Source organism: Methanolinea mesophila, from assembly GCF_017873855.1.
GTDB classification, from domain to species: Archaea; Halobacteriota; Methanomicrobia; order Methanomicrobiales; family Methanospirillaceae; genus Methanolinea_B; species Methanolinea_B mesophila.
The window spans coordinates 2,237,004-2,263,213 of record NZ_JAGGKR010000001.1 but is presented as its reverse complement, the minus strand read 5'-3'; the positions used below and the strand labels follow the sequence as shown (position 1 = coordinate 2,263,213).

Sequence of the window (26,210 nt, the reverse complement as noted above, 5' to 3'; positions counted from 1 at the left end):
AGGATTAATACATTAACACAACTGTACTTTAGAAGATGCAGGAACCGGCACCACCCTCCGGAGGGCCTACGAAAGACGAGATAATGGCCATATCCCTGCAGAAACTGGGACTCCGCGAGGGCGATATATTTGCGGACGTCGGATGCGGGACCGGGAAAGTGTCGCTCTGTGCGGCACCTTCTGTGCTGAAGGTCTTCGCCATCGATCGAAGGAAGGAGGCCATCCGTTACGCCAGCCATGATGCCGGGAAGCAGGGCGTAAAAAATATCGAATTCTTCACCGGGGATGCTGCCAGAGTGCTCCCGGGCCTTTTTCCCATCGACACGGCCTTTGTCGGAGGATCGAGGGACCTGGAGCAGACCCTTGAGATCCTCGCCCGGGGAGGCGTCCGTTCTGTTGTGGTGAACGCAGTGATGATCGAGACCATGCACCTCGCGATAAAGACCATGCAGCGGCTGGGCATCTTTTCCGAGGCACTCTCTGTTCAGGTATCCCGGACCGCCTCGATCGGAAACGGGCTCATGTTCAGACCCATCGACCCTGTCTACATTATCGTGGGGGGGGAACCCGTATGCTGATCGGGCTCGGGCTGGGTCCCGGGGACCCTGAGCTTCTGACGCTCCGGGCGGTCCGGTTGTTACAGGAAGCAGACAAGGTATTCGTCCCCGGGAGGATCGCCCGGCGGCTGGTCGCCCCCTACAGGGATGCGGAAGTGCTTGAGTTCCCCATGACCGACGACCTCGTGTCCGTCCGGGAGTGCATGGAACGGAACGCGGAGAAGATCGCCCCGGTGGCGTCTTCCGGGACTGCAGTGCTCGGGATCCTGGGAGACCCGAATTTCTTCTCCACCTTCTCCCGGCTCTGCGAAGTGCTGCTCGTCCGCCACCCGGGTATCGAGTGCAGGACCGAACCGGGTATCAGCGCCATCACCGCGTTCGCTTCCGTCGCCGGGATCTCGCTTACCGAGGGTTTCACAGTCACCGACGGGGGCGAACCCGCGACCCGGATCATGCTCAAGGTGCGCAGTCCCCGGGAAACGGCGGCCAGGCTCCGGGACGAGGGCTACACTACATTCATCCTCGTCGAGAGGATGTTCATGGACCGGATGAAAGTCTTCCGAAACGGGGATCTCCCCGAGGAGAGCGATTATATGAGCATTCTTTTCGCGAGGCGTTGAATGGAGCCGGTATACTTCGTGGGAGCCGGGCCGGGCGATCCCGGGCTGATCACGGTGAAGGGGAAGAATCTCCTGCTCGCCGCGGAAGTACTGATCTACACCGGCTCCCTGGTGAACCCCGAGCTCGTGGCCGAAAGCCCTGCCGGGATAAAACTGGACAGTTTCGGCATGAAACTCCCGGAGATGGTAGAGGCCATGTCCCGTTACGCGAAGGAAGGAAAACGCGTGGTGCGGCTTCATTCCGGCGACCCGGCCATCTTCGGTGCGATTGTGGAGCAGATCGAGGGGCTCTCCCGCGAAGGGCTCCGGGTGGAGGTCGTCCCCGGCGTCTCCTCGATGTTCGGGGCGGCGGCAGCGCTCCAGGCCCAGCTCACCCTGGGGGGCGTAGCCGACACGGTCATCGTCACGCGTCCCGCGGGCGCTACGCTGGAACAGGACGAGATCCGTTCTCTCTCCCGCCACCAGGCAACGCTGGTGTTCTTCCTCGGTACGGAGAAGCTCGAAGAGATCGTGGCGAAGGTGGAATGCCCGCCCGACACCCCGGCGGCAGTCGTCTATCACGCCACCTGGCCCGACCAGAAAGTGGTCAGGGGAACCGTGGCTGATATCGCCGGGAAAGCGAGGGCTGCGGGAATTACCAGGACTGCGCTGCTGATCGTCGGGGGAGTTCTCGATCCTTCCCGCCACGGGCACCGGAGGTCCGTGCTCTACTCATGACCGATCTGGTCGTGACCCTGCCGAAGTTCACTCCGTGTGCAGAGCGAATCGCAGAATTTCTGTCGACGGAAGTTCAGATCTACGACCCGTCAGCGTTCTCCCTGGCGTTCTCCCGGGCCGACCGGATCGTTGCGGTGATGGCCGTGGGCATCGCGGTTCGGTCCGTCGCTCCCCTGCTGCGGGACAAGTGGACCGATCCCGCGGTGGTGGTCGTATCGCCGGACTGCCGGGTGGCCATACCGCTGGTGGGAGGACACCACGGTGCAAACGAGCTCGCGAAAGAACTCGCCGGAATCGGTCTCACGCCCGTGATCACCACCGCAACAGAGGTATTCGGGAGACCCTCGGCCGAGGGGATCGCTGCGGACCACGGGTGCACGGTCCTGAACACCGGATCTACGAGGGCTGTGAACGCCGGGTTTCTTGAGGGCGATGTCCCGGTCTATGCAATCGGGGGCCCGGGGGTCGTGATCGCCGGGCCGGGGGTCTCCTTTCTCTCCCGGAAAGGCGAGTATGTCGTCGGGATCGGCTGCAGAAAGGAGGTTTCGGGGCACGACATCGTCCTGGCCGTACGCGAGAGCCTTAAGGCCGCCGGACTGGACGGACACCAGGTGCTTGCCTATGCCACCACATCCCAGAAGGCGGGAGATTCCGCCCTCCGCGATGCGGTGAGGGATCTCTCCGGGGTGCTGGTCTATGTCGATGACGAGGCGATCCGGAAGAACCCGGGGATCAGCCCCTCGGGAGCTACACGGATAGGTCTGTCGGGCGTCGCCGAACCAGCGGCCCTGGCGGTCTCGAGGGCAAAAGTCCTGGTGCAGGAGAAGCGAGTATACGGGAGGGTTACTGTTGCCATCGCACGATAAAGGAAAAGGGAAATTGTTCATCATCGGAACGGGTCCGGGCAACCTCGACCAGCTGACCGCGAGGGCCAGGAACGCGCTCGGGGAGGCCGAGTATATCATCGGGAACGCGGCCTACCTGACCCCCCTCGCGGAGCTCCTCGGAGGCAAGCAGGTGATCTCCAGCTCCATGGGCAGGGAGGTCGAACGGGCCAGAACAGCGGTCGAACTCGCGCAGGATCACCGGGTCGCGATGGTATCCGGGGGAGATCCCGGGGTATATGGCATGGCGAGCATCGTGCTCGAACTGGTGGAGCGGACCGGGCGTGTCGTCGACGTGGAGGTGGTCCCGGGAATCACCGCCGCAACCGCTGCAGCGTCGCTCCTCGGTTCGCCCCTCTCGGGAGACTTCGTGGTCCTCTCACTCTCCGACCTCCTGGTGCCGCTCGAGGTCATCGAGGAGAGGCTGTCTGCGGCGCTCTCCATGGGAGTCCCCATCGTGCTCTACAACCCGAAGAGCCGGGGAAGACCGCATAATTTCTCCCGGGCGATGGAGATCGCGGGCCGGTTCCGCCGGCCGGATACCCCGGTCGGAATCGTGAAGAACGCATACCGCGAAGAAGAGACGGTGATCATCACCACGCTCCGGGAGATCATGGATTGCAATGACGAGGTCGACATGCACTCTTCCGTGATCATCGGCGGCGAGGAGAGCAGGATTTGGAAGGTGAACGGAGATGCCAGAGGAATCATTACACCCCGGGGATACCATAAAAAATACGTATACTGACCCCGGGGCGACCACCAGGGAAGCGCTGGAAATATCAGAGAAGAGCAGGAAGCTCGCCAGGAGTGCGGTCGGGAACGAATCCCCCGAAGACCGGATCCGGCAGCGGTGTTCCATCGCCGTGGGTGACTTTTCCATGGCCGAACTTATGGTCTTTCTCCACAACCCGGTCGGCGCCGGGCTCGCGGCACTCGAGGCCGGAGCACCGTTGATAACCGACATAAGGATGGTCCAGACCGGGATCCTGAAGAAAGGGCACCGGAGTGAGGTGCTCTGTGCCCTCGACTACGGGCAGGGGATAGCGGCGGAGAAAGGGATCACCAGGACCTCTGCGGGCCTGCTCGAGCTAGGGCCGAGGATCGACGGTGCGGTCGTGGTCATCGGGAACGCACCTTCGGCCCTCCTATCCCTCTGCGGGATGATCCGTGAAGGGAGGAGGCCGCGGCTGGTGATCGGGACCCCGGTGGGATTCGTGAACGCCGCGGAGTCGAAGGACGAGCTGAGGAGCCTCTCCGTACCCTCCATCTCGAACAGGGGGACCCGGGGCGGCACCCCGGTTGCGGTCGCGGCGATGAACGAGCTGATAGTGATCCACACGGAACGGAGCCGGTGAAACCGCTATGGGCCTCTCCGACCCGGTCACCGGTTTCCACTATCCCGATGCCTGGATCGATGCGTGCAATGACCCGGCACTCCTTGCGGACGTGGGTGCCGGCCTCGCGGTCCTGACCTCCTCGGGGACGGTGCTCCGGCGCGGCTATACCACCGGGACCACCGCGGCCGCGGCGTGCAAGGCCTCGGTGTGTTCCCTCGCGGGCGAGGTGGACGTGGTCGAGATCCTTATCCCTGCCGGGTTCCGGGTCTGTGTTCCGGCAGAGGGAAGAGCGGGATCGGGCATCGCGAAGAAATACCCGGGGAGCTACCCGGGGGATGTCACCGCAGGCCTTGAGTTCCGTGCTGAAGCGAGGCCGCTCGGGAACGATATTGTCCTCATCCCGGGAGAGGGAATCGGCAGGTATACCCGGACCACCCGCAGGTTCAGCGAGGGAGAACCGGCGATCAGCCCGCCGGCACTCGCATGTATTCTCTCCTCCATCCAGGAAGGCCTGGATATGTCGGGGTTCCCAGGAGTCGAGGTCCGCCTCTCCGTTCCCGGCGGAGAGGGGGTCGCGTCACTCACCCTCAACCCGAAGATGGGAGTCGGGGGGGGCATCTCGATCCTTGGCACCACCGGCCTCGTGGAGCCGTGGGACGACCACCTGGAGACCAGCGTGATGGAGCGCGTTGCCGCGGCGCACGGACCTGTCCTGACCACAGGACGCCTCGGGCTCCGGTATGCAAGGATGCTCTTCCCCGAAAGGGAGGTGATCCTGGTGGGGAGCAGGATCGGCCAGGCCCTGGAAGTCCTGAAGGGGCCGGCCATTCTATGCGGGCTTCCCGCGCTCGTACTCCGGTACCTCACCCCCCGGCTGCTGGAAGGTACGAACTACCGGACTGTGGAGGAGCTCGCAGGTGACCCGGTATTTCTGTCCCGTATGGACGCGGCGTTTGAACAGGCGAGGAGCCTGCATCCGGGACTCCGGGTAGTGCTGGTCGACCGCGACGGGAATATCCTGGGGGACTCGGGATGAAGATCGTCGGAGTGGGATGCGGTCCGGGGATGCTCACCGAAGAGGCGATAGCCGCCATTGGGAACGCGAAACTCATCTACGGATCGTCCCGGGCCATCGATCTCGCCCGGGATCAGATAGTTCCCGGTACGGCGGTACACCCGATACCGGACTACAGGTCCCTCCACACTCTTCCCGATGAGGCAGTCGTCCTCTCGACGGGGGACCCGATGCTGGCGGGCCTCGGCCGCCTCGGAGGCGAGGTGATCCCCGGTATCTCGTCGCTCCAGGTGGCGGCCGCGAGGCTCCATCTCCCCCTCGTCCGGGTCGCGGTGGTCGATGCCCACGGCAGGGACCGTGGACAACCGCTGAAGGACGCGGGTGAGGAACTGTCCCGGGGGAAGATCGTGTTTCTCCTCGCGGACCCGGGGCTGGACCTCGGGGATATCCGTGCCGTGCTCGGCGGACTCTCACGTCCGGTGAAGGTATACCTCTGCCAGGATATGGGCTACCCCGGTGAAGTGGTAAGGGAGCTTGCTCCCGGGGAGCTTACCGGGACCCTGCCGGGGCTTTACTCCCTGGTGCTCGAACCTGGCAGGACAAACCCTGCGGAAGGGGAATAATTCCCGAATCAAGCCCTTATTTAGCGAGAAGCTTATATAGAGGGGACCCACCAACTCTGATCAGGAGAAAAACGGAGCGTACAATGGACAAAAATACCAAAAAACAGTTAAGCCTCGTCACTTTTGTGGCCGGGTTCGCACTCCTCCTGATACAGGACCTCCAGCGGGTCCAGACCATCATCAATACTATCAACCCGGAACCGTGGTTCTTCCCGGTGATATTCTACACGGGGCTCCTCCTGATCCTGATCGGATACTATCTCCGGGGCTGAAGGAGACCTGGAATTCCCGGGAATGGAAGGTACCGTGCACATATGCAGGGATATCTCAAAAATCCCGGTCTCTTTTTCTCACGGGGGTGGCAACGAGTGCCCTCCCTATCAGACGCTTCTCATGCACCGTCCGTTTTTTAACGCCGGGAGGTATCCCGGCTTCGAATTTTTTTTCAAAACATTTATCGATATTGGAGCAATAAAAAAACAGATAGATTTCAGGCATCCGGGGGGGGCCTGTGACAAAAAAACTGCTGATTGTTGATGACGATCCCGCTATCGCCAGCCTGATTGGGGAAGTCCTGGAGAGGGAACCGGATACCGAGGTAAAAATTGCACGGAACGGGAAGGAGGCGATCACCATACTCGGAGAGTTCTCCCCCGACCTTGTAATATCCGACTATGCCATGCCGGAGATGGATGGGATCACGCTTCTGCACACGATACGGGAGAAAGACCCGACACTGCCGTTCATTATCTTTACCGGCAGGGGTTCTGAAGGGGTGGCGATGAATGCCCTCAACCTGGGAGCCACGCTCTACCTCAGGAAAAACGAGGATTATACCGTTCTTTTCAGTCTTATACGGGATACCGTCGCCTCTCTCCTTGATGAACGTAAGAATGCGCAGGAACGTATCTCCAGACTGGAGACCTGCCGGAGCGTCGTCGAGAACCAGGTTGACCTGATCGTGCGGTATACTCCTGATATGCGGCTGACATTCTGCAATCCGGCCTTCTGCAGATACCTCGGAGAAGATGAGGAAAACCTGGTGGGTAATCCTTACCCGGATTATTACCTGAAAGAGGGCGAAACGCTGACCCGCCACCTTGCCTCGATAAGCTCCACCTCACCCGTAGTCGAATGCGATCAGCGGGTGGCCCTCCCCGACGGAAGATCCGGCTGGCACGAGGCCTGTACATGTGCCGTCAACGGGCCTTCACGGGGAGTCCTTGAATACCAGACTGTAGCACGGGACATTACGCGGAGGAAGATGGCCGAAGAGTCCCTGCGTCGGGCGAATAAACGACTGAGCCTCCTGAACTGCTCCATTCGGCATGATGTGCTGAACCAGATCATCGTGTTGCAGGGATATATCGAACTGTGTAAGGCTCTCAACCCTGAAGGCGAACTGGGGGAATATTTCAACCGCGAATCCCAATCGGTGGAGAAGATCCGGGAATCTATCGCTCTGACCAGGGTCTACCAGGACCTCGGGGCAAGAGAACCCGAGTGGATCAGTATCGCAGGATGCCTCGCTGAGATCCCGCTTCCCCGGAACTGCCGCGACAAACTGGTGGTCGAAGTGGAAGGGATCGAGATCTATGCCGATCCGTTGGTACGTACCGCGTTCCAGAACCTCATGGAGAACAGTCACATCCATGCCGGGGAATTCACCACCATGCGCTGGTCCTCTGCCCCGGACGGCGCGGATCTCCTCCTCTGCTACTCGGATGACGGGAAAGGCATACCGGAATGGAAAAAAGAAGACCTTTTCAAGCCGGGGATGGGCGATAACAATGGGTACGGGCTCTACCTCGTGAAAGAGATCCTCTCCATCACCGGGATGGAGATCCGGGAGCGCGGGAGCGAAGGAAGGGGTGTAAGGTTCGAGATCCGGGTTCCGGCCGGCGTGTTCCGGAGAACCTGATCCGTATCCGCCTTATTTTCGGGAAATAGACACCATATGTTCCCGTATTTCGATGAAACCCTCGGATTCAAGATCTTTTAAAAGGTCTGTGACCCGCCCGGCATCCCCCCCGGCCAGGGTGCACAGATGAGCACGCTCCATACCGCCTTCTTTGACGAGTATCCGCAGGATTGCTCCCCGCATCTGCCGGTCGGACCCGTGAAACGCGGGCTGCCGCCGGTAATGAGAACTCCGGCGGTTCGGATTTCCCCGGGTCCGGCCGATATGCGCCCCATAGTCCATCAGGGCCCAGAACCAGGTCCGTGGATCGGTCCGGTCCATGGTCTCCCGGACAAGGGGAATGATCTCCCGGTCCGGAACCTCTTCCGCCCCCGGGAAGAAACAATGCAGGAACACCCGCCTGATATTTGTCTCGATGAAGGGGACCGGAATATTGAATGCAAACACAATGATCGATGCAGCGGTCGCCTTCCCTATCCCGGGAAAGGTCTCCAGTATCCGCTCGTCGCAGGGCAGTTCCCCGGAAAACTCCGCCCCGACCTTTTCTGCGGTCTTCTTCAGTGCAATGGCTCTCCGGTTGTATCCGAGTCCCTGCCACTCCGCGAGCACCTCCCCAAGGGGGGCTCCGGACAAGGAAGGAAAGTCAGGAAACCTCCTGATAAACCGGGGAAATGCGGTACTTACCCGCTCTACCTGCGTCTGCTGCAGCATGACCTCGGACACCACGATCCTGTACGGGGTGATGTCCCTCCTCCAGGAGAAATCCCTCGCGTGTCGTGCATAGTAACGATATATCTGTTCACGAAAGGTTTCCGGCGAAAGGGCGACTGGCGATCCCGGGTCTTTCTCCCTGTCCGCTGATCTCACAGTACCTGTAATCTGAGCGTTACCCGGGAATAAAAATTCAGATCCGGTCACGCACGTCACGAATCCTTCACTTCCAGGAAAACTGTGTGGCCTGCGGTCCCGGTGTAAGCATAATAACCATGAGGGGGAGTATATCTGCACAGGTAATGCCGCATGCCGAAAGATCCCGGTTCCCCCGTCTCACCCGGCCGGATACACCCGCGGAACTCGCATACCCTTCGCCAGGGCGATTACGTGATCTACTGGATGCAGGCCTCCCACCGGACCTCTGACAACCATGCCCTCGAGCATGCCATATCCCGTGCCAACAGGCTGAATCTCCCCCTTATCGCCTACTTCGGCCTCACCAGGGACTACCCCTCGGCAAACCTCAGACATTATTCCTTCATGATCCAGGGACTCGCGGAAGCGGCGAGGGAGCTCGAAGCCAGGGGAATCCGCTTCATCCTGCGCCATGAAGATCCTGCCACCGGCATGATAGCGCTCGCCCGCAGGGCGTCCCTGGTGGTGGCGGACCAGGGATATCTGCGTACGAACAGGGAATGGTGCGACCGGGTTTCGCGTTCTGTGACCTGCCCCCTGGAACAGGTCGAGAGCAATGTCCTGGTCCCCGTGACCGTAGCCTCCGGGAAGGAAGAGTATTCGGCGGCGACATTCCGTCCCCGGATCTCTGCCCGTGTACCAGTTTTTCTCGACCTCCCTCCTTCGCTCGAACTTGAGAACCAGGGGAAACTTCCCGACGTGGATACGTTACCGGCTGAGAAACCGGAATATGTCCTCTCACTTCTCGATCCGGACCGGTCCGTCCCCCCGGTCGCTATACGGGGCGGGGCAGCGACGGCGGCCTCAGTACTCGAACGATTCATCCGGGGCAACCTGGAGCGCTATGCCCGCGAGAGGAACGACCCCTCGGTGGATCGTAGCTCCGGCCTCTCCCCCTACCTGCACTTCGGGCAGGTTTCGCCGGGGCGGATCGCCCGCGAGGTCATGGCGACCGAGGGGGAGGGGAGGGATGCATTCCTGGAGCAGCTCATCGTCCGCAGGGAACTCGCGGTAAACTACGTGTATTACAACTCCCGTTACGATTCGATCGACGGGCTCCCCCGGTGGGCGAAAGAGACCCTCGGGGTCCATTCACGGGACCCGCGCGATTACCTCTACACCATGGACGAGCTTGAACTGGGAGACACCCACGACCCGTACTGGAATGCCGCCCAGCGGCAGGTGCGCTGCACAGGAAGGATGCATGGCTACATGCGGATGTACTGGGGCAAAAAACTGCTCGAGTGGTCGCCCGACCCCGCTACCGCGTTCACCCGGGCGGTTATGTTAAACGACCGGTACCAGCTGGACGGGAGGGACCCGAACGGCTATGCAGGGATCGCCTGGTGTTTCGGCAAACACGACCGTCCGTGGGGTGAGCGGCCCGTGTTCGGGAAGGTCAGGTATATGAACGCCCGGGGCCTGGAACGGAAATTCGACATGGAAGGATACCTGGCACGGGTGAAGCACGAGTGCGGGGAATAACGGAGGAATGCCTCCATGGCGAGAGAGGGATTCCGGTTTTGAATTTCCTGGCCGGTACAGCCGCCAGGAGGGGCGTCTTTGGGAATCATTTCCCGGCGCACCAACCCGGACGTTTCCTCCCGGGACTATTCCCAACCGGTGAACGTCACGTCGAGGGAATAACCCGTGGGAAGCGTTACCGCGAAGGACGAGAACAAATAAAGTAACATTCACGTCCTGCCGAAGAGCTTGTCCAGTCTCTCGCGGGAAAAGGCGATCATGGTCGGCCTTCCGTGCGGGCAGGTCCACGGATCCCTGGTCCTCGCGAGCTGCCGGATGAGGCGGGTGCACTGTTCGGATGTGCATACGGTCCCCGCCTTCAGCGCTCCCCTGCAGGCGATGATCCTGCATATCCGCTCCCTCTCCATACCTGGGGACCCCTCTCCCCGGATGATCTCGGCGAGTATCTCCCTGATCACCCCGGGGTCCTCGCACCTTCCCAGGATGACCGGGATTGCGCCGACGGCAAAACTATCCTTCCCGAACTCCTCGATCCCGAACCCCTCCTCTTTTATCCGGGGTATCGCCGTCCGGAGGATATCCGCCTCTCTCGGGGAGAATTCGAGGACGACCGGGACGAGCAGGTCCTGGGATATCCTCTCTTTCCTGGTGGCCTCCGTGACCTGGTCGTAGAAAATCCGCTCGTGCGCCGCGTGCTGGTCGATGATCACCAGCTCGCCCCGGGCGGTCGCGGCAAGGATATAGGAGTCGCCGAGCTGGCCGAGACACTCCATCTCCGGGATGAGCGGGATGTGGTCAGGGCCGGGGGGCGCGAGCTCGGTCTGCCGGAGTTGCTGATCGGTGGTGCGGAGCGCTGCGGGGAACATCTCCCTGACCCCCGGCACCGGGCCTTTCCCCTGTTCCTCGTATCGCAGTGGTCCCTTCCAGCCCTGGCCGGGCAGGGTATCCGCGGAAAGACCCACGTCCCTCGGGCGAAGGTCTTGTGTCCGGAGTGCGTTCCGTATCATCGCCGACAGCCCCGAGGCAACCTCCCGCTCACCGCTGATCCGTATCTGGCGCTTGGAGGGGTGGACGTTCACATCGATCTCGTCCCTGGGAATGGTAAGCTCGAGAACCGCCACGGGGTAGCGGTCCGCGGGGAGAAGAGAACCGTACCCTTCCTTTACCGCGGCGATAAGCGGGCGGGAGTAGATCGACCTCCCGTTCACCGAAATCAGCACCTGGTAAGGGTTTGACCGGGTGATGGAAGGATGGGAGATGACCCCCCCGACACTCACCTTTTCCCTCTGTTCACGGACCGGGATGAGGCGGCGTGCGACATCCGTCCCGAAGAGGGCGCCGACCCTGTCGACGAGGCCTCCCCCGGGGGCGATTGAGAGGCGCTCCTTTCCGTTCAGCAGGTAGTGGAACCCGATCGTCGGATTGGAAAGTATGATCGATTCGAGGACCGTCGAGATGGAGGCGAGTTCACCCTGGAGGGACTTCTGGAACTTCGCTCTTGCCGGGATATTGAAGAAGATCTCCGAAACCTCGACCGTGGTACCTTCCGGACACCCGCATTCCCCCCGCGATTCGCATGTTCCGCCCCGGTATACGACCCTCGCCCCGCCCGGGCCCCCGCCACGGAGGCGTGTGGTGAGCGTGGTCGCCGATACCGCCGCGATGCTTGCGAGCGCCTCACCCCTGAACCCGAGGGTCCCCGCATTCGCGAGGTCGTCGATCCCCGTGATCTTGCTGGTTGCGTGACGGGTGAAGGCCAGTACCGCATCTTCCGGCGACATTCCGCACCCGTCGTCCGTGACCCTGATCATCCATATGCTCTTCTCGCGGGTAAGGATCTCCACCTCAACCGTCTGCGCCCCTGCATCGAGGGAATTCTCTACAAGCTCTTTTATCACAGATGAGGGGCGTTCCACCACCTCGCCCGCCGCGATCTGCCGGATTGTCTCGGGGTCAAGGAGATGTATCCTGCCTCCCGGCCCGCCCGTGTCCATCACCGCTCACCCCTTTTTTTCAGGGCTTCCCGGAGATCATAGAGTCGCTGGAGCGCTTCACGGGGGGAGAGTGAATCGGGGTCGATAATCTTTAACTCCTCGATGAGGGGATCGGTCCGGGGTTCGGGGAGCGGGGAGTCAACCAGAAGCATCTGGGTATAGCGTTTCACTCCCGGGCCGCCACCACCGCCACCGGACACCTGTTCCTTCATGAGTGCTTCCGCCCGCTGGGTGACCTTTTCAGGCACCCCGGCCAGGGCGGCTACGTGGATACCGTAACTCCTGTCCGTGGCTCCGGGGATGATCTTTCGGAGGAATATTACCTCTGACCCGGTGTCCCTGACTGCGAAGTGGTAATTCCTTACCCGTGAGAGCTCCTCCTCAACCCCCACGAGCTCGTGGAAATGAGTCGCGAATAGGGTTCTTGCCCCCCTGCTCCCTTTTCCGTGCAGGAATTCGAGGACCGCCCTGGCGATGCAGTACCCGTCCAGCGTGCTCGTCCCCCTCCCGATCTCGTCCAGGACGGCGAGGCTCCGGGGAGTGACGTTGTTCAGGATATTGGCCAGCTCCAGCATCTCCACCATGAAGGTGCTCTGCCCGCTCGCGAGGTCGTCGAATGCCCCCACGCGGGTAAATATCCGGTCCACCATTCCGATTCTGGCATAGGAGGCCGGCACGAAACTCCCTGTCTGGGCCATCACCACGATAAGGGCGATGCTCCTCATGTAGGTGGACTTCCCGGCCATATTTGCTCCGGTGATGATCAGGATCTGCTCGTCCCGGGAGTCGATCCTCGCATCGTTCGGGACGAAATGCCCCCGGAGACTCCGCTCCACCACCGGGTGGCGCCCTTCCCTGATCAGGATCTCCTGGGACTCGTCGAGCTCCGGACGACAGTACCCGTATTTTGCGCTGCTTTCGGCGAGGGCTGCGTACACGTCGAGGAGCGCGGAACCTCTTGCAACGGAGCAGAACTCCTCCATTCTGCCCTTGAGCGTTTCGATCAGGCGCTGGTAGAGCGCAATCTCGAGTGCAAGGAGCCGTTCTTCCGCGTGGGCGATCTGGGCTTCTTTTTCGGTGAGTTCGGGCAGGACGTAGCGTTCGCCGCCCGAGGTGGTCTGTTTGCGGGTATACTCCTCCGGGACAAGGTGGAGATTCGATCTGGTGACCTCGATGTAGTAGCCGAAGACCGAGTTGTACCCGATCTTCAGGGATTTTATCCCCGTCCGCTCCCGCTCCTTCTGCTGAAGCGCGGCAATCCACTCCTTCCCCGATACGGTTGCCTGCCGGTAGGAATCGAGCGTTGCATCGAAACCTGACCGGATCATCCCCCCGTTCCTCGCCACGGCGGGAGGGTCGTCCACGATGGCAGACCCTATCAGGTCAACGATATCGCCGCATTCGACGAGGAGGCGGGACGCTTCGGAAACTGCGGATGGTTCTTTTTCCCCGCTCTGCCGCAGAGTCGCCCTGATCTCAGGGAGCAGCGCCAGGGTGCCTGCGAGCGCCCGGAGATCCCTGGGTCCGGCATTGCCGTAGGCGATCCTCCCCCCTATCCTCTCTACGTCCGAACACTGTTTGAGGAGCCCCCGAAGCTCGGCACGGAGCAGGGAGTCCCTGGCAAGATACTCAACAGCATCGAGACGGCGGTTAATGGCATCGACATCCGCGAGCGGGAGGGCGATCCAGTCCCGGAGCATGCGTCTTCCCATAGGGGTCACCGACTGGTCCATCGTCGAGAACAGAGTCCCTTCCACCCCCCCGCTCCGCACTCCTTCCAGGATCTCCAGGTTGCGCAGGGTAATTGCGTCCATTATCAGGTGAGCCCCGGGGTTCTTCACCGAGAGGGTGCGGATGTGCGACAAACCCGCTTTCTGTGTCTCTTTTGCATACCCGAGTACCATCGCAGCGGCACCGAGAAGCAGCCGGTCTTCTCCGATACCCAGATCGGAGAGGTCCGAAACCCCGAAATGTTCGCGGAGCAGGTCCTCACCGGCCTGACGTTCGCATGCGCTGTCCTCGAGAGGGGTGAGAACCACCCGGTTCCCGAGAAGTGGTTCCAGCCGGCGGACCTCGCTCGCCGGGATCACGCATTCCCGGGGATGGTAGCGGAATACAAAGGTCAGAAGGTCGTGCCCTGCAGGGTCCAGGGACGCAGGGATACAGAAAAATTCCCCTGTGGTGATATCAAGGAAGGCAAGACCGACATTACTCTTCTCACCGGGAAGGACTCCCATGACGTACTGCGCCGCCGGAGACGAGAGCATGGATTCGTCTATCGCGGTCCCCGGGGTGATCACCCGTACAACCTCGCGGTTCACGAGACCCTTTGCATCACGGGAATTTTCCACCTGGTCGCAGACCGCGACCCGGTAGCCCTTCGCAAGGAGCCGGGCGATGTACCCGTCAACCGCGTGGCAGGGAACCCCTGCAAGCGGGATCCGGTTCCCTTCGCCGTCGCGGGAACGGGAGGTGAGGGTGATGTCGAGCTCCCTGGAGATGGTCTCCGCGTCACGGCCGAACGTCTCGTAAAAATCACCGATATGGAAGAGAAGTATGGTCCCCGGGTATTGGGCCTTTATCGACTGGTACTGGGCCATTGCCGGGGTCAGGCGCCCCCCCGGTGAAGGCCCGGACTCTTCTCCGGTCTTTCCCATTTCACCATACCATCATTTTCCCATGGGAAATGTGTAACGATCCGGTAACCCGGGGGATAAGTCCCCCCTCCTGAAGTAATGAGATCCACGGATGCCGTTCCGGACCGGCATTCGTGCGGCCGGACTCGCAAATACTTTCAGGACGGGATGTCGACGACCCCTGTAGTGAGGGCCCCGAGACCGAGGAAATTAACTGGATCCCGATCCCGGACAGGATCAGACCCATGAGCCTCACAAGAACCTGGGATACCGCCGGGAACGGATCGGATCGGGTGTCCGGCTGACCGGTGCAGATACCTGACTGCTATAACCTTTTAAGTTCGTCCTCCATCTCTCTGTATGGACCCCCTGGTCGTCGCCGCATTCCTCCTCACTATCTCGCTCGAGATCGCCATCCCGCTCCTGCTGGGATTCTTCATCGCCAGGAGACTGAAGGTTTCATGGCGGCTTTTCCTGCTGGGACTGGCGTTCTTCCTCATCGTCCAGGTCGTCCACACCCCTCTGGTCCTGCTCACCCAGGGACCCCTGACGCGTGCACTCCAGGGCTTTACCAGCGACCCTCTCGTCCTTCTCGGTGTGCTGGCCCTGTACCTGGGGATAATGGCGGGGCTTTTCGAGGAGATCGGACGCTACCTCGTATTCCGGTACTATTTCGCCAGGGAAGGGACCCGGAACACGAGGGAGAACGCCCTGATGTTCGGGGCCGGCTGGGGAGGCGTCGAGAGCATAATCGTGGGGTTCCTCCTCTCTCTCACCCTGGTGTCCTACCTCTATGCGGCAACAGCCCTCTCCGCTCCGGGGGCGGTCACGAATACCGCGGAAACGCAGTTCGCCCTCCTCCTCCAGATTACTCCGGTAGACGTCCTGTTCGGACTGGCGGAACGGCTCATGACCATCACCCTTCAGATCGCGTTCACCCTGATGGTCATGTACTCCGTCATGCGCCGGACGTTCGCGTACCTCCTGCTCGCCATCGCATGGCATGCGGCGGTCGATGCCATTGCGGTGTACGCGTCCCAGACGATTGGGATTCCCGCCACCGAAGGGCTGATCTTCCTTTTCTTCCTTGCCGGGCTGGCGTTCATCTTCCGCATATGGCCGCGGATGATATCGGAGAAACCGGGTGAACCCCCGGACCCGGCTTCGACGGGATAACCGGATCCCTGCGAAGACGATAACTCTCCAGGACAACATTGAAGAGACGCACCGCCCTTTTGTCTCAAAGGAGCATGGTGTGAATTATGAGGAGCGATGACCCCATCGGGATCGGCCCCGGGGGAGGTTCCCGGCACCGGAACCGCCTCGCAGGCGAGAAGAGCCCGTATCTCCTCCAGCACGCGACCAACCCGGTCGACTGGTATCCCTGGAGCGACGAGGCCTTCTCCCGCGCATCGGATGAAGACAAACCGGTATTTCTCTCCATCGGGTACGCCACCTGCCACTGGTGCCACGTAATGGAACGGGAGTCGTTCGAGGACGAGGAGGTCGCTCTGGCGCTGAACAGTCGTTTTATCTCCGTGAAGGTAGACCGCGAGGAACGCCCGGATATCGACCAGGTCTACATGAACGTATGCCAGATGCTGACCGGGAGCGGGGGCTGGCCGCTCTCCATCTTCATGACCCCTGATAAAAAGCCCTTCTACGCCGCAACGTATATCCCCCGGCGGGCGGCGGGAGGCAGGCCGGGAATCCTGGAAATCCTCGACAGGATCGCGGATCTGTGGAAATCTGACCGCGACAGGGCCGTCGCCGCGGCAGGCGAGATCACCCGCTCGCTCCGGGAGGGGCCGGGGAGAGCCCCGGTGCGAAGGCCGGACGTGAACCTGATGGCACAGGCCTCAGCAGACCTCAGACTTGCGTTCGATCACTCGTTCGGCGGTTTCGGAGGCGCCCCGAAGTTCCCCATGTTCCATACTCTCATGATGCTGCTCCGCGTCCACCACAGGTCTGGCGATTCTGCGGCCATGTCGATGGTCGAAAAAAGCCTGGATATGATGCACCAGGGGGGGATCTATGATCATCTGGGGTACGGGTTCCACCGTTATTCCACGGATTATCGCTGGCTGGTCCCGCATTTCGAAAAGATGCTCTACGACCAGGCACTGGGAATAATGGCATATACGGAAACATTCCTCGTCACGCGGGAACCACGATACCGGAAAATCGCTCTCGAATGCCTTGAATTTGTGAAGAACGACCTCACTTCCCCGGAAGGGGCGTTTTATTCGGCGATCGATGCGGACAGTGAAGGGAAAGAAGGTAAGTACTATCTCTGGACGCGGGATGACATCGACCGGGCCCTCGGACCCGGGGAGGCGGCGCTCGTAAAGAAGATCTACCGGGTGCAAAGCGGAGGGAACTTCGTAGATCCATTCGCAGGCGGGCGGACCGGAGAAAATATCCTCTATCTCTCCGCCCCTCTCGACGAACATGCCAGGTCGATGGGGATTCCGCGTTCCATGCTCGAAGAACGGCTGGGATCCGCGAGGAAGAAACTCCTCGCAACACGGCGGGAAAGGGTCCCCCCGCTCCGGGACGACAAGGTCCTCACCGACTGGAACGGCCTTATGATCGCCGCCGCATCACGTGCCGGTGCGGCGTTCGGCGATCCAGGAATCGTCGGGGCAGCGGAACATGCGGCGGGGTTCCTTCGCGACCGCCTCCTTTGCGCCGAAGGGAGGCTGCTCCATCGTTTCCGCGAAGGAGATGCAGGAATTGAGGGGAAAGCACCGGATTACGCCTTTTCCATCTTTGGGATGATCGAACTGTACCAGGCTTCGGGTGATTACGGCCACCTGGAGACCGCCCTTGCCATGGAACACTATTTCTCCTCACACTTCTGGGACAGCTCTTCTGGCGGCTACTTCATGACGCCGGAAACGGAAAAAGACCTGATAACGCGCCCGAAAGAGCTCCATGGCGGCGCGATCCCCTCCTATAACGGGGTCGCATGCCACAATCTTTTCCGCCTCTCCCTGATCACCGGGGACCGGAAGTACGAGGCCAGGGGCCGGGAGATCCTTCGCCGGACGGGCGGGGTGCTCCACTCCTCTCCCTCGGCCTTTCCGTTCATGATCATGGGCATCGACCTGATGAAGGGTCCTTCCGGAAGAGTGCTCGTCGCCGGCGGAAAACACGACCCCGCCGCGAGCCGGCTCTGCGATGTGATCAGGACAGGTTTTTATCCCAGGACCGTCCTGGCAAGGGTAGACCCGGCTGTCGCACTACCGGATATAGACGGGGGTGCCACGTACCACGGAAAAGATGGCGCCGCGGCAGCCTACCTCTGCGTTGACCAGTCCTGTAGGACACCTGTCACCGGGGAAGACGCGCTCCTGGCCCTCCTCAGCGAGTCGGGAGCGTAGTGAGACGCGTTCGTATTCGAGGCAAAATGCGAAGTTCTGATCCTGCCGGTACTGCGGGAGATGGATGATACCGTATGCTCCGGTATGCCGAAAAAATTGTTACAATGATTTCAGGGCTACCAGGTCCTTGACCCCGGTCAGTTTCCAGACAAGGGACCGCTCCTCCTTTGCGATCGCCTCCGGGGGGTCCGAGGGCGAATGGCCGAGGGCCGCGAGGATGTTCGTCGAGAGGTGTTTGCTCTTGATCATCTCCACGAACTCCTTCCTGATGATCTTCTTCTCGATCGAGTCGGTGACCTCCTCGAGATATCCCTGCATAGTGACGAAGGTAAACACGAAAGGTCCTTGGTGTATTTTTCTATCTCCACCGCGACGTAGGGACTTTTCCTGAAATACTCAATCTTCTTTCCGTACTTGGTGGAAAGGAAATAGATGAACTTGCCGTCGAATACGTACATGAAGGGAGCGATATACGGGTATTTTTCTCCCTGGAAGGCGATCCGGCTCACGTATCCTTCCTCGATCAGGCTATCGTATTCTTTCTTGTCCATGCGGGGAATCTTCACGATCTCCATTCGCTCACCTGATGTTGCGTAATCGCCAGGGCTACATAAATATTTTTAATTTTAATTCCGGCGCTTGCTCAATTTCTCAAACTATTTTCCCGTATTTTTCCCGGCGACCGGGTATCCTGCCTTTATCCAGGCCCCCATCCCGCCGAGCAGGTTGACCACCGAGGGGTACCCGAGCCGGGAGAGGATGCTCGCCCCGAGCGAGCCTTTGTACCCCGCATCGCAATAGACGACGACGAGCCTGTCCTTCGGGACCTCGCATGCACGGTCCGGGAGCTCCCCCGCGTAAATATGCGCCGAACCCGGGATATATCCGACATCTTCGCGGTTATTGATATCCCGCACGTCGAGCAGGAAAAGGTCCCTGTTCTCCGAAAGGACGGAGGACAACTTCTGGACAGTCCATGCTCCTGACTGGGCGGTTCGCTCACCGGCCTTGAACCACGCGGGGAACCCTCCGGCAAGGTATCCCTCCAGGTTGTCGTATCCCATCCTGAAGAGGAACTCGGCGACCTGCCCCAGACCCAGGTCGAAGTCAGCTACCAGGACGATGGGAGTATGGTAGTCCAGGAAATAACCGGCATACGCGGAGATTCCCTCCCGCCAGATCGAGATGCTCCCCGGGATATGCCCCCCGGCGAACGAGGTCGGAGCCCGGATATCGAGGATCTGTACCCCGTTCGCCATCAGGTTCTTCACCTGCCCGATCTCCATGGGGACGAGGTCGGGGACATGACCTTTTACGGGAGGACCGAACTGGTTGAGGCGCTCCATCTCCCCGAAGTAAGGGGGCATATAGTGATGTTCCGCGACCTTGTAACCGATAAAATGCTGCCTGTCCATCTTCAGCAGTGGATTGGTCGCTTTTTCGTACCCGATGGTGGAGAACTGGTGGTCCGCGATCTCCGCACCGCACACCGACCCTGCACCGTGCGCCGGGCACATGATGACCCCGTCACCGAGCGGAAGGATCTTTTCGTGGATGCTGTCGTAGAGCATCCCCGATACCCGGGCCCTGTTCTCCTGCCCGAAGAAATCGGTCCTCCCCACGTCCCCGGCGAAAAGGGCGTCTCCGGAAAACACAAGGAAGGGGAGAGCCGAGACTTCCGTATCGGTGACCGCCACTGCGATGTGCTCCATGGTGTGCCCGGGGGTCTCGAGCACCCTGCACCGGAGGCTCCCGACCGCGAACTCGTCTCCGTCACTGACCGCGGTCCCGTAGGCAAACTCTGTCGCCTTCCCGTGGAAGATCGCCGCACCGCACCGGGCGGCAAGCTCGAGCGAGCCGATGACGTAGTCCTCGTTCCTGTGCGTCTCGAAGATATGAGTGATCCTCATATCGTGCTCCCTCGCAAGTTCCAAAAAGACCTCGCAATCCCTCCTGGGGTCTATTACTATGGCCATTCCCTGCGAGCCCAGGAAGTAGGAGTTGTGGGCAAGGCCAGGGGAGGTTATCTGCCGTAGGATCATCGTTCTCGCAATCTCCAGGGGGGGTTTTGGAATCTCCGGTTGTAAATACCTTTCGAGGTCGTTTCGGGATATACGGAGACACCCTGCTCCCGACTGCCGTATGCCCCAATTGTCGGTGCAAGTTTTACCGCGTTGGATTTGGTGTTGCTATCGAGGTTTGAGCGATAGTCGTGGAAATTGGCATCTTTAAAGCACGATAAATTGTCAAAGAGGGATATTGCGGCTCAGACAGGGTATCAGAATCTGGATCGTAAATAAACGACCTTGTTTCCTCAGCGAAATCGTATGTTACTACATATTGATTCTCCCGGAGCCTGGTCCAATGACCTGGTATGGGCCTGTCCGGAATTTGAGCGGTGAACGTTCCATCAGCAAAAAAAGTGAACGTTACGATATAAGGAGAATTTATGTCCATGAGATCTTCAATCCAGACGCCAACAATCGGGTCTGGCTGATTCACTCTCGTTGTTCCTTGATCCGTGCAGCCACACACAATAACGGCAGCTACCACCAAAACAAGAATTTCCAATCCCCCTTTCATAATTTTCTGAAAGATTTGAGAGGCAAAAAAGATATGGACCCCCCAGGGAAAAGGGGCCGGGATCATAGGTGATAGTAGGGACCAGCCTCCAAACTCTTTTCAATTAAGAGATCGCCGCGGTTAAAACCCCAGGTGACCCAAAACCAGTTTGCGATAAATACGATGACCGAAAACACCATAAAAAATGCCCATATGAGTCGCAAACTTGAAATAAATTGCATATATCGTTTAAAAATTTTCACTGATATTCTAACCTTCTACTTGTAGTGCGGGGGCCAATAACATCATTTCTGAAGATAAAGTGCCGGTGAGACATGCGGATAATCACGGTAGCCCATTCCCTCATTCCATCCATTTATCATATCAGAATTAATGATAATCTCTCAGGAAAATGCGAGAAACTATAGAATTTCAGTCTCCAAATATGTGTCAAAAACCTATCAAGGCTCTAATATTCGACGTGGACAACACCCTGTTCGACCTCGTGGGGGCGAAGAGGAAGGCATGCCACGCGATCTCCGCGAGCCTGCGGAGGAGGGACGGAGCCCGGATCTATTCCTATTTTACGAGAAGGGTCCGGGAGTACGAAGACCCCGAGAACCTCCGGGACTACCTCCTCGACTCCGGGCTGTACACCGAAGAGGGCTACCGGGAATGCTGCCGGATTTACCGGCGAGAGAAGATGCGCCATATCGTCGCGTACCCGGGAGTCGCCCTGACCCTCTCCCGCCTCCGCAGCCGCGGATATCCCACCGCCCTGGTGACGGACGCTCACCACGAGGACGCCTGCGAACGTCTCGGCATCTCGGGGCTCGCCCCCTATTTCGACCACATCGTCACCTGCGACCACACGGGAAAAAAGAAGCCGGACCCTGCACCGTTTCTCCTCGCGCTGGACCTGCTCGGAACACGGGCGCCGGAGACCCTCCTGGTGGGGGACAGCCCCCGCCGGGACATCGAGCCCGGGCACCGGCTCGGCCTGATCACCGCCTACGCCAGGTACGGGGACTATTCCCCCGCTCCGGGAAACGGCGGTGCGCATCACGTCCTCATGACGTTCGACGATCTCCTCGACCTGGTCGGGGCGGACGGAGAGGACCGGGGGGAAATCTGATGTGCGGCAGGTTCACCATCACCCTCACCGTCGGCCTCGGCGAGAGATTCTTGGTGCACCTTGACAGGGATCCTGCACCGCAGTACAACATCGCCCCCTCGGAGACGGCTCCGGTGATCTTTTTTTCCGCGGAAAGAGGTGTAAGGGAATTACGGATGATGCAGTGGGGACTCGTCCCCTCCTGGGTAAAGGACCCTGCGACCTCCCGCCGTCCCATCAATGCACGGGCCGAAACCCTGCTCACCCAGCCGCTCTTCCGTTCCGCCACCCTCCACCGGCGGTGCCTCGTCCCGGCCACCGGGTTCCTCGAGTGGCGGAATGAAGGCCGGGGAAAGGTCCCGTTCTATATACGCCGGAAGGATGGACAGCTAATGGCATTTGCAGGACTTTACGAGGTCCGCCAGTGCGATTCGCCGGAACCGCTCAGTACCTTCACCATCGTGACTACCCCGCCGAACCCCCTCGTGGCGCGGTACCATGACCGCATGCCTGCGATTCTTCTTCCAGGATTCGAGCAAAGGTGGATCGAACCCGGGAGCCCGGGGGAAGAGGATCTTGGGGAAATTCTCACCCCCTACCCGGAAGACCTTCTGATAGCTTACCAGGTGTCGGGCGCGGTAAACGCTCCACAGAACAAGGACCCCGCGGTCCTTACCCCCGCAGGAGACCGGAAACTGCCGTTTTAGCGGGTCCGGGAAAGGCCGTCACGGCAGGCTTTCTCCCCCACTCTTACAAATCACGCTTCCTGCGTTTTTATTTCGCGTTGTCCTCTTCGATAAACCGGCCGAGGGTCTCCTGCCCGGGGTCCTTCGGATAGCTAATCCTGCCCCCTGCCACCCGGGCGAAGGGGGTCAAATGGTGCGCCATCCTCGTTCCCGCATCGAGGATGTGCACGACCCTCACTCCCGATATCGTGAGGGCATCCGCTATCAGCGAGCGGTGGCAGTGCCAGGGGACCGCCTCGGCGCACATCAGCGCCACCTTCCCCGAACGGGCGAGATCCATCGCCTCATGCAGGCTTGCCCAGAACCCGTCGGTCTGCATGTAATCGGCATATGCACGGAACGCTTCATGTTTCCACCCTTTGTTGACCGATTCCTGCAACGGGACCGGGTGGCGGAACCCCCCGAGCCCGGCGCAGTGGACGTACCCTATCCCGGAGTCCCTGAGAGCCTGGGCGAGATCCTCCCGGTTGAACCAGGGGTTGTGCCTCGAGCGGGGGACGGTCCTCACGTCGATGACCAGTGAGATCCCCGCTTCTTTCAGGATCCCGATGAACTCTTCGAGCGTATGTGTCGAGTGGCCTATAGTAAACACCGCGGGATCTTCCGGAAGTCCGTCATCGCGTGGGGAACGATCTCCCGGGTCCGGGACGTTTTCAGCGGCCTGGATCGTCATGTTCCGCTCATAGCCCTTGCCATGCGGCCGGAAGGTAACCGGTTATCCCGGGAACCAGCCCGGTTCCCGCCTCGCTGTTCTCTACTCACGTACCAGGCCGTCCCGCCATCTTTTCCAGGGTTTCCCGGACCTCGGCCACATGTCCCGCAACCCTGACCTTCCTCCAGGCCGACGCCACGTTTCCCCGTGGATCGATGAGGAACGTGCTCCGCTCGACGCCATCGAACTCGCGGCCCATCATCTTTTTCTTCTTCCATACTCCGTACGCCTCGAGTACCTCGTGTCCGGTGTCAGAGAGCAGGGTGATACGGAGATCATGCTTCCCGATGAATTTCCGGTGGCTCTCCTCAGTGTCCGGGCTTATCCCAAGGATCACCGCGTCAAGCCGGGCAAATTCATCGAACTCGTCGGTAAATCCCTTCGCTTCCAGGGTGCAGCCCATGGTATTGTCCTTCGGGTAAAAGTATACGACCACCCACTTTCCCCGGAACGAGTCCAGGCAGACCTCCTTCGCATCTGCCGAGGGGAGGCAGAACCCTGGAGCGGGCATGCCCGCGAGGGGGTCACTCTTTTCGTCACTCATCACGTTTCCTCGTCTCATTCCCGCATAGGGGGCGGAAGGGTATAGAACTGCCGGGCCGCAACCCCGGTGCGTGTCGGGAATTCCGGCCCGCGGACCGGGCGGGCAGGCTCGCGATAACTCCACCCCTGGTTCCCCCGGACCTCACAGGTCGGGTGACAAACTTCATGCTGCGGCACTTCCGCTCCGGGAACGAGGCTGCCTTACGCGGGGTGGCATCTCTGAGCTCCGGGGTCCTTTCATTGCCGCGCTCTACCTTCCCCAGAAAAAAAAATTAGTTATAACCGCCCTATATGCTGTTCCGATAGCAACTATTTTATGAATTGAATACAGAAGAGAAACCGCACATTCTAAGTACTTCGATGAGTTCTCATCGGGGCTTTCACACACAATCGTCCCTTCACCCGTCCGACAGGCCCGGGGATCGAGGGATGAAACCGCATACGGAGAGACCGGAAATGAAACCTGATGAACAGCAGCTATTCGGAGAAGGTTGCAAAAAAACCCCGGCCCGGGGCAGCGGGAATCCGCAGTACATCACCTCGCTCGACAGGGTCGGAGGGCTCCCGCCTCCCCTGAAAGAATCCCTCGCGGATGTGACGAAGAAATTCTCGTTCCGGGCCAACGAGTATTACCTGTCCCTGATCGACTGGAACGACCCGGAAGATCCCATCCGGAAGATCATTATCCCCGATTCGCGGGAACTCGAGGACTGGGGAGCCCTCGATGCATCCGGCGAAAAGACCTACACGGTGGCACCGGGGGTCCAGCACAAGTACCCGCAGACTGCGCTGGTCCTCGCCGTCGACGTGTGCGGCGGGGTCTGCCGTTTCTGCTTCAGAAAACGGCTTTTTATGCGGCATGAAGACGAGATCGCACGTGACCTCTCGCAGGGGATGTCCTATATCGGGCACCATCCCGAGATCACCAACGTCCTGCTCACCGGGGGTGACCCGCTCATCCTTTCCACTCCGCGGCTTGAGGCGATAATCTCCCGCATCAGGGAGATCGATCACGTGAAGATCATCCGCATCGGGAGCAAGATCCCTGCGTTCAACCCGTTCAGGATAACGAACGATCCCACGCTTCCCGCCATGATACGGAACTACAGCACCCCGGAGAAGAAGATCTACCTTATGGCGCATTTCGACCACCCCCGGGAGCTTACCCCCGAGGCTATCCGCGGCATGGAACTGATGCGGGAGGCGGGAGCGATAATCGTGAACCAGACCCCGCTCACCCGGGGAATCAACAGCGATCCGGAGGTCCTTGCAGATCTCTTCAGGAAACTCTCTTTCATCGGGATCCCCCCCTACTATGTGTTCCAGTGCCGCCCGACGCTCGGGAACCGGCACTTCGAACTCCCGGTCGAGGAAGCATACGAGATATTCGAACGGGCACGCACGGCCTGCTCCGGCCTTGCGAAGAGAGCCCGTTTCGTCATGTCGCACGCCTCGGGCAAGATCGAGGTGGTGGGAAAGACCGAGGGAGCAGTGTATTTCAAGTACCACCAGGCGGCCGACCCTGCCGACCGGGGTCGGTTCATGGTCTACCGGAGCAACCCGGACGCGTACTGGTTCGACGATTATACCGAGATGATCGACGATTGCGGTCTTGCGGGCGGAGAAGGGGAGGATTTTCCCTTCAATTCCCGGGGGCCGGGAGTCCCGGACGACTCCAGCGTCACCGGGTGACCGGCAGAGCGAAAATACCCCCCCCCCGTTTTTTCATTCCGGATTGCCCCCCTTACCTGTCTTTCCGCGTCCCCGGTTTTGGTCGCACATCGGAGTAGGCTGCGGGCAGGATTACGGCCCTCCCCGGCCGCCCCATCTGCCACGCGGGGGATCACTTTCCTTTCCTGAAAAAACCCCAGGGATCCCGGAACATCACCCAGCCGTGGTGCTCAGGGAACACCCCCTCCCTGACCGATTTCACCTCTTCGATGGAATAAAACGCGTGGGGATTGAACTGTTTGATCAGTGCGATTACCTCCCCCGCGTCCTGCCTCCTGACCACGGTCAGGAGCACCTTCACTTCCCCGGTCGAACCTACGGCATCGACCTCGGTGACCCCGTAATTCCTCCCCCGGAGCTTCGCGACCAGCTCGGCGGAATCTACCCGGGTGATTACCCGGATTATCACCGTCCCCAGGGAAAGCCGCTCCTCGACAAGCATCCCCATGAGCGTGCCCGTGGCGAACCCTGCACCGTACGCGACATAGGACGCGACATTGGTGAGGTTCTGCATCACCTGCCCGATGGCAAGGAGCCAGATGATCACCTCGAAAAAGCCGATCACCGGCGCGATGTACTTCAGGCCCTTGGAGATGAAGATGACCCTGATCGTCCCCAGGCTGACATCGGCGACCCTTGCCGAGAAGATCAGCGCGGGGAGTATCACCCATGCGAAAATATCACCCGAGACCGAGAATTCCACGCCATCACTTCC

General features: G+C 60.2%; 24 protein-coding genes and 1 pseudogene. 16 read left to right on the top strand and 9 right to left on the bottom strand.

The features are described from left to right. The first annotated feature begins 35 nt into the window (after positions 1-35). From J2741_RS10790 to J2741_RS10745, 10 genes are all read left to right on the top strand, one after another. Positions 36-578, top strand: coding sequence for a bifunctional cobalt-precorrin-7 (C(5))-methyltransferase/cobalt-precorrin-6B (C(15))-methyltransferase (locus tag J2741_RS10790; RefSeq protein ID WP_209675258.1), 543 nt, complete (start codon positions 36-38; stop codon positions 576-578). Next, the gene (locus tag J2741_RS10785; RefSeq protein WP_209675257.1) at positions 572-1,177 is read left to right on the top strand and encodes a cobalt-factor II C(20)-methyltransferase; all 606 of its coding nucleotides are present in this window, start codon (positions 572-574) and stop codon (positions 1,175-1,177) included. Before J2741_RS10790 ends, J2741_RS10785 begins: the two co-directional genes overlap by 7 nt. Further along, the gene (locus J2741_RS10780; RefSeq protein ID WP_209675256.1) at positions 1,178-1,894 is read left to right on the top strand and encodes a cobalt-precorrin-4/precorrin-4 C(11)-methyltransferase; all 717 of its coding nucleotides are present in this window, start codon (positions 1,178-1,180) and stop codon (positions 1,892-1,894) included. It abuts the gene before it with no gap. Further along, positions 1,891-2,760 (top strand): cobalt-precorrin 5A hydrolase, encoded by an 870-nt coding sequence (gene cbiG / locus J2741_RS10775; RefSeq protein ID WP_209675255.1) that lies wholly within the window; start codon positions 1,891-1,893, stop codon positions 2,758-2,760. The genes J2741_RS10780 and cbiG overlap by 4 nt, the downstream gene beginning before the upstream one ends. Continuing rightward, a complete protein-coding gene (gene cobJ, locus J2741_RS10770; protein ID WP_209675254.1) occupies positions 2,744-3,526 on the top strand; it encodes a precorrin-3B C(17)-methyltransferase in 783 nt (260 codons plus the stop codon). The genes cbiG and cobJ overlap by 17 nt, the downstream gene beginning before the upstream one ends. Next, the gene (locus J2741_RS10765) at positions 3,474-4,136 is read left to right on the top strand and encodes a precorrin-8X methylmutase (protein WP_209675253.1); all 663 of its coding nucleotides are present in this window, start codon (positions 3,474-3,476) and stop codon (positions 4,134-4,136) included. Before cobJ ends, J2741_RS10765 begins: the two co-directional genes overlap by 53 nt. A 7-nt stretch (positions 4,137-4,143) precedes the next feature. Continuing rightward, positions 4,144-5,154, top strand: a complete 1,011-nt coding sequence (locus J2741_RS10760) for a cobalt-precorrin-5B (C(1))-methyltransferase (RefSeq protein ID WP_209675252.1) — start codon at positions 4,144-4,146, stop codon at positions 5,152-5,154. Next, complete coding sequence (locus J2741_RS10755) at positions 5,151-5,756, top strand: cobalt-precorrin-7 (C(5))-methyltransferase (RefSeq protein WP_209675251.1); 606 nt, start codon at positions 5,151-5,153, stop codon at positions 5,754-5,756. The genes J2741_RS10760 and J2741_RS10755 overlap by 4 nt, the downstream gene beginning before the upstream one ends. An 83-nt stretch (positions 5,757-5,839) precedes the next feature. Beyond that, positions 5,840-6,028: a hypothetical protein gene (locus tag J2741_RS10750; RefSeq protein ID WP_209675250.1), complete on the top strand. Its 189-nt coding sequence runs from the start codon at positions 5,840-5,842 to the stop codon at positions 6,026-6,028. Between the two features lie 239 nt (positions 6,029-6,267). Beyond that, complete coding sequence (locus tag J2741_RS10745) at positions 6,268-7,677, top strand: response regulator (RefSeq protein WP_209675249.1); 1,410 nt, start codon at positions 6,268-6,270, stop codon at positions 7,675-7,677. Positions 7,678-7,689: 12 nt separating this feature from the next. On the opposite strand, the gene J2741_RS10740 is transcribed toward J2741_RS10745, so the two are convergent. Beyond that, positions 7,690-8,544, bottom strand: coding sequence for an A/G-specific adenine glycosylase (locus tag J2741_RS10740; RefSeq protein ID WP_209675248.1), 855 nt, complete (start codon positions 8,542-8,544; stop codon positions 7,690-7,692). Positions 8,545-8,697: 153 nt separating this feature from the next. On the opposite strand from J2741_RS10740, the gene J2741_RS10735 reads away from it, so the two are divergent. After that, entirely contained in the window at positions 8,698-10,071 is a 1,374-nt protein-coding gene (locus J2741_RS10735; protein ID WP_209675247.1) for a deoxyribodipyrimidine photo-lyase, read from the top strand. A 209-nt stretch (positions 10,072-10,280) separates the two neighbouring features. On the opposite strand, the gene mutL is transcribed toward J2741_RS10735, so the two are convergent. Beyond that, on the bottom strand, positions 10,281-12,065 hold the full coding sequence (gene mutL / locus J2741_RS10730; RefSeq protein ID WP_209675246.1) for a DNA mismatch repair endonuclease MutL: 1,785 nt from the start codon (positions 12,063-12,065) through the stop codon (positions 10,281-10,283). Next, a complete protein-coding gene (gene mutS, locus J2741_RS10725; protein WP_209675245.1) occupies positions 12,065-14,722 on the bottom strand; it encodes a DNA mismatch repair protein MutS in 2,658 nt (885 codons plus the stop codon). Before mutS ends, mutL begins: the two co-directional genes overlap by 1 nt. 339 nt (positions 14,723-15,061) lie before the next feature. Between mutS and J2741_RS10720 the strand changes: the two genes are divergently transcribed. After that, positions 15,062-15,877 carry a YhfC family glutamic-type intramembrane protease gene (locus J2741_RS10720; protein WP_209675244.1) on the top strand — a complete coding sequence of 272 codons (816 nt, stop codon included), beginning with the start codon at positions 15,062-15,064 and terminating at the stop codon, positions 15,875-15,877. Between the two features lie 86 nt (positions 15,878-15,963). Beyond that, positions 15,964-18,087: a thioredoxin domain-containing protein gene (locus tag J2741_RS10715; RefSeq protein WP_209675243.1), complete on the top strand. Its 2,124-nt coding sequence runs from the start codon at positions 15,964-15,966 to the stop codon at positions 18,085-18,087. A 99-nt stretch (positions 18,088-18,186) separates the two neighbouring features. Here the strand turns inward: J2741_RS10715 and J2741_RS10710 are convergent. The 3 genes and pseudogenes from J2741_RS10710 to J2741_RS10700 form a co-directional block, all read right to left on the bottom strand. Beyond that, positions 18,187-18,662 (bottom strand): annotated as a pseudogene (locus tag J2741_RS10710) (pyridoxamine 5'-phosphate oxidase family protein). Between the two features lie 81 nt (positions 18,663-18,743). Next, on the bottom strand, positions 18,744-20,129 hold the full coding sequence (locus J2741_RS10705; RefSeq protein ID WP_209675242.1) for an MBL fold metallo-hydrolase: 1,386 nt from the start codon (positions 20,127-20,129) through the stop codon (positions 18,744-18,746). Between the two features lie 124 nt (positions 20,130-20,253). Next, positions 20,254-20,670 carry a hypothetical protein gene (locus J2741_RS10700; RefSeq protein ID WP_209675241.1) on the bottom strand — a complete coding sequence of 139 codons (417 nt, stop codon included), beginning with the start codon at positions 20,668-20,670 and terminating at the stop codon, positions 20,254-20,256. Between the two features lie 424 nt (positions 20,671-21,094). Here J2741_RS10700 and J2741_RS10695 point away from each other — a divergent pair, with 424 nt between their 5' ends. Next, on the top strand, positions 21,095-21,784 hold the full coding sequence (locus J2741_RS10695) for an HAD family hydrolase (RefSeq protein WP_209675240.1): 690 nt from the start codon (positions 21,095-21,097) through the stop codon (positions 21,782-21,784). Beyond that, entirely contained in the window at positions 21,784-22,470 is a 687-nt protein-coding gene (locus tag J2741_RS10690; protein WP_209675239.1) for an SOS response-associated peptidase, read from the top strand. Before J2741_RS10695 ends, J2741_RS10690 begins: the two co-directional genes overlap by 1 nt. A gap of 67 nt (positions 22,471-22,537) precedes the next feature. Here the strand turns inward: J2741_RS10690 and J2741_RS10685 are convergent, their stop codons facing one another. After that, entirely contained in the window at positions 22,538-23,182 is a 645-nt protein-coding gene (locus J2741_RS10685) for a DUF488 domain-containing protein (RefSeq protein ID WP_209675238.1), read from the bottom strand. 85 nt (positions 23,183-23,267) lie between these two features. After that, complete coding sequence (gene bcp / locus J2741_RS10680) at positions 23,268-23,765, bottom strand: thioredoxin-dependent thiol peroxidase (protein ID WP_245249494.1); 498 nt, start codon at positions 23,763-23,765, stop codon at positions 23,268-23,270. A gap of 455 nt (positions 23,766-24,220) precedes the next feature. On the opposite strand from bcp, the gene J2741_RS10675 reads away from it, so the two are divergent. Further along, the gene (locus J2741_RS10675) at positions 24,221-25,456 is read left to right on the top strand and encodes a KamA family radical SAM protein (protein WP_209675237.1); all 1,236 of its coding nucleotides are present in this window, start codon (positions 24,221-24,223) and stop codon (positions 25,454-25,456) included. Positions 25,457-25,607: 151 nt separating this feature from the next. Here J2741_RS10675 and J2741_RS10670 read toward each other — a convergent pair whose 3' ends face one another. Continuing rightward, positions 25,608-26,198, bottom strand: a complete 591-nt coding sequence (locus J2741_RS10670; RefSeq protein WP_209675236.1) for a DUF2179 domain-containing protein — start codon at positions 26,196-26,198, stop codon at positions 25,608-25,610. Positions 26,199-26,210: the final 12 nt, after the last annotated feature.

Excerpts from the sequence above, each read along its gene's own strand:
- J2741_RS10790 (WP_209675258.1), top strand. The coding sequence starts at position 36 with ATGCAGGAACCGGCACCACCCTCCGGAGGGCCTACGAAAGACGAGATA.
- J2741_RS10785 (WP_209675257.1), top strand. The coding sequence starts at position 572 with ATGCTGATCGGGCTCGGGCTGGGTCCCGGGGACCCTGAGCTTCTGACG.
- J2741_RS10780 (WP_209675256.1), top strand. The coding sequence starts at position 1,178 with ATGGAGCCGGTATACTTCGTGGGAGCCGGGCCGGGCGATCCCGGGCTG.
- cbiG (WP_209675255.1), top strand. The coding sequence starts at position 1,891 with ATGACCGATCTGGTCGTGACCCTGCCGAAGTTCACTCCGTGTGCAGAG.
- J2741_RS10765 (WP_209675253.1), top strand. The coding sequence starts at position 3,474 with ATGCCAGAGGAATCATTACACCCCGGGGATACCATAAAAAATACGTAT.
- J2741_RS10760 (WP_209675252.1), top strand. The coding sequence starts at position 4,144 with ATGGGCCTCTCCGACCCGGTCACCGGTTTCCACTATCCCGATGCCTGG.
- J2741_RS10755 (WP_209675251.1), top strand. The coding sequence starts at position 5,151 with ATGAAGATCGTCGGAGTGGGATGCGGTCCGGGGATGCTCACCGAAGAG.
- J2741_RS10750 (WP_209675250.1), top strand. The coding sequence starts at position 5,840 with ATGGACAAAAATACCAAAAAACAGTTAAGCCTCGTCACTTTTGTGGCC.
- J2741_RS10735 (WP_209675247.1), top strand. The coding sequence starts at position 8,698 with ATGCCGAAAGATCCCGGTTCCCCCGTCTCACCCGGCCGGATACACCCG.
- mutL (WP_209675246.1), bottom strand. The coding sequence starts at position 12,065 with ATGGACACGGGCGGGCCGGGAGGCAGGATACATCTCCTTGACCCCGAG.
- mutS (WP_209675245.1), bottom strand. The coding sequence starts at position 14,722 with ATGGGAAAGACCGGAGAAGAGTCCGGGCCTTCACCGGGGGGGCGCCTG.
- J2741_RS10720 (WP_209675244.1), top strand. The coding sequence starts at position 15,062 with ATGGACCCCCTGGTCGTCGCCGCATTCCTCCTCACTATCTCGCTCGAG.
- J2741_RS10715 (WP_209675243.1), top strand. The coding sequence starts at position 15,964 with ATGAGGAGCGATGACCCCATCGGGATCGGCCCCGGGGGAGGTTCCCGG.
- J2741_RS10705 (WP_209675242.1), bottom strand. The coding sequence starts at position 20,129 with ATGATCCTACGGCAGATAACCTCCCCTGGCCTTGCCCACAACTCCTAC.
- J2741_RS10700 (WP_209675241.1), bottom strand. The coding sequence starts at position 20,670 with ATGAAAGGGGGATTGGAAATTCTTGTTTTGGTGGTAGCTGCCGTTATT.
- J2741_RS10695 (WP_209675240.1), top strand. The coding sequence starts at position 21,095 with ATGTGTCAAAAACCTATCAAGGCTCTAATATTCGACGTGGACAACACC.
- J2741_RS10690 (WP_209675239.1), top strand. The coding sequence starts at position 21,784 with ATGTGCGGCAGGTTCACCATCACCCTCACCGTCGGCCTCGGCGAGAGA.
- J2741_RS10685 (WP_209675238.1), bottom strand. The coding sequence starts at position 23,182 with ATGACGATCCAGGCCGCTGAAAACGTCCCGGACCCGGGAGATCGTTCC.
- bcp (WP_245249494.1), bottom strand. The coding sequence starts at position 23,765 with ATGAGTGACGAAAAGAGTGACCCCCTCGCGGGCATGCCCGCTCCAGGG.
- J2741_RS10675 (WP_209675237.1), top strand. The coding sequence starts at position 24,221 with ATGAAACCTGATGAACAGCAGCTATTCGGAGAAGGTTGCAAAAAAACC.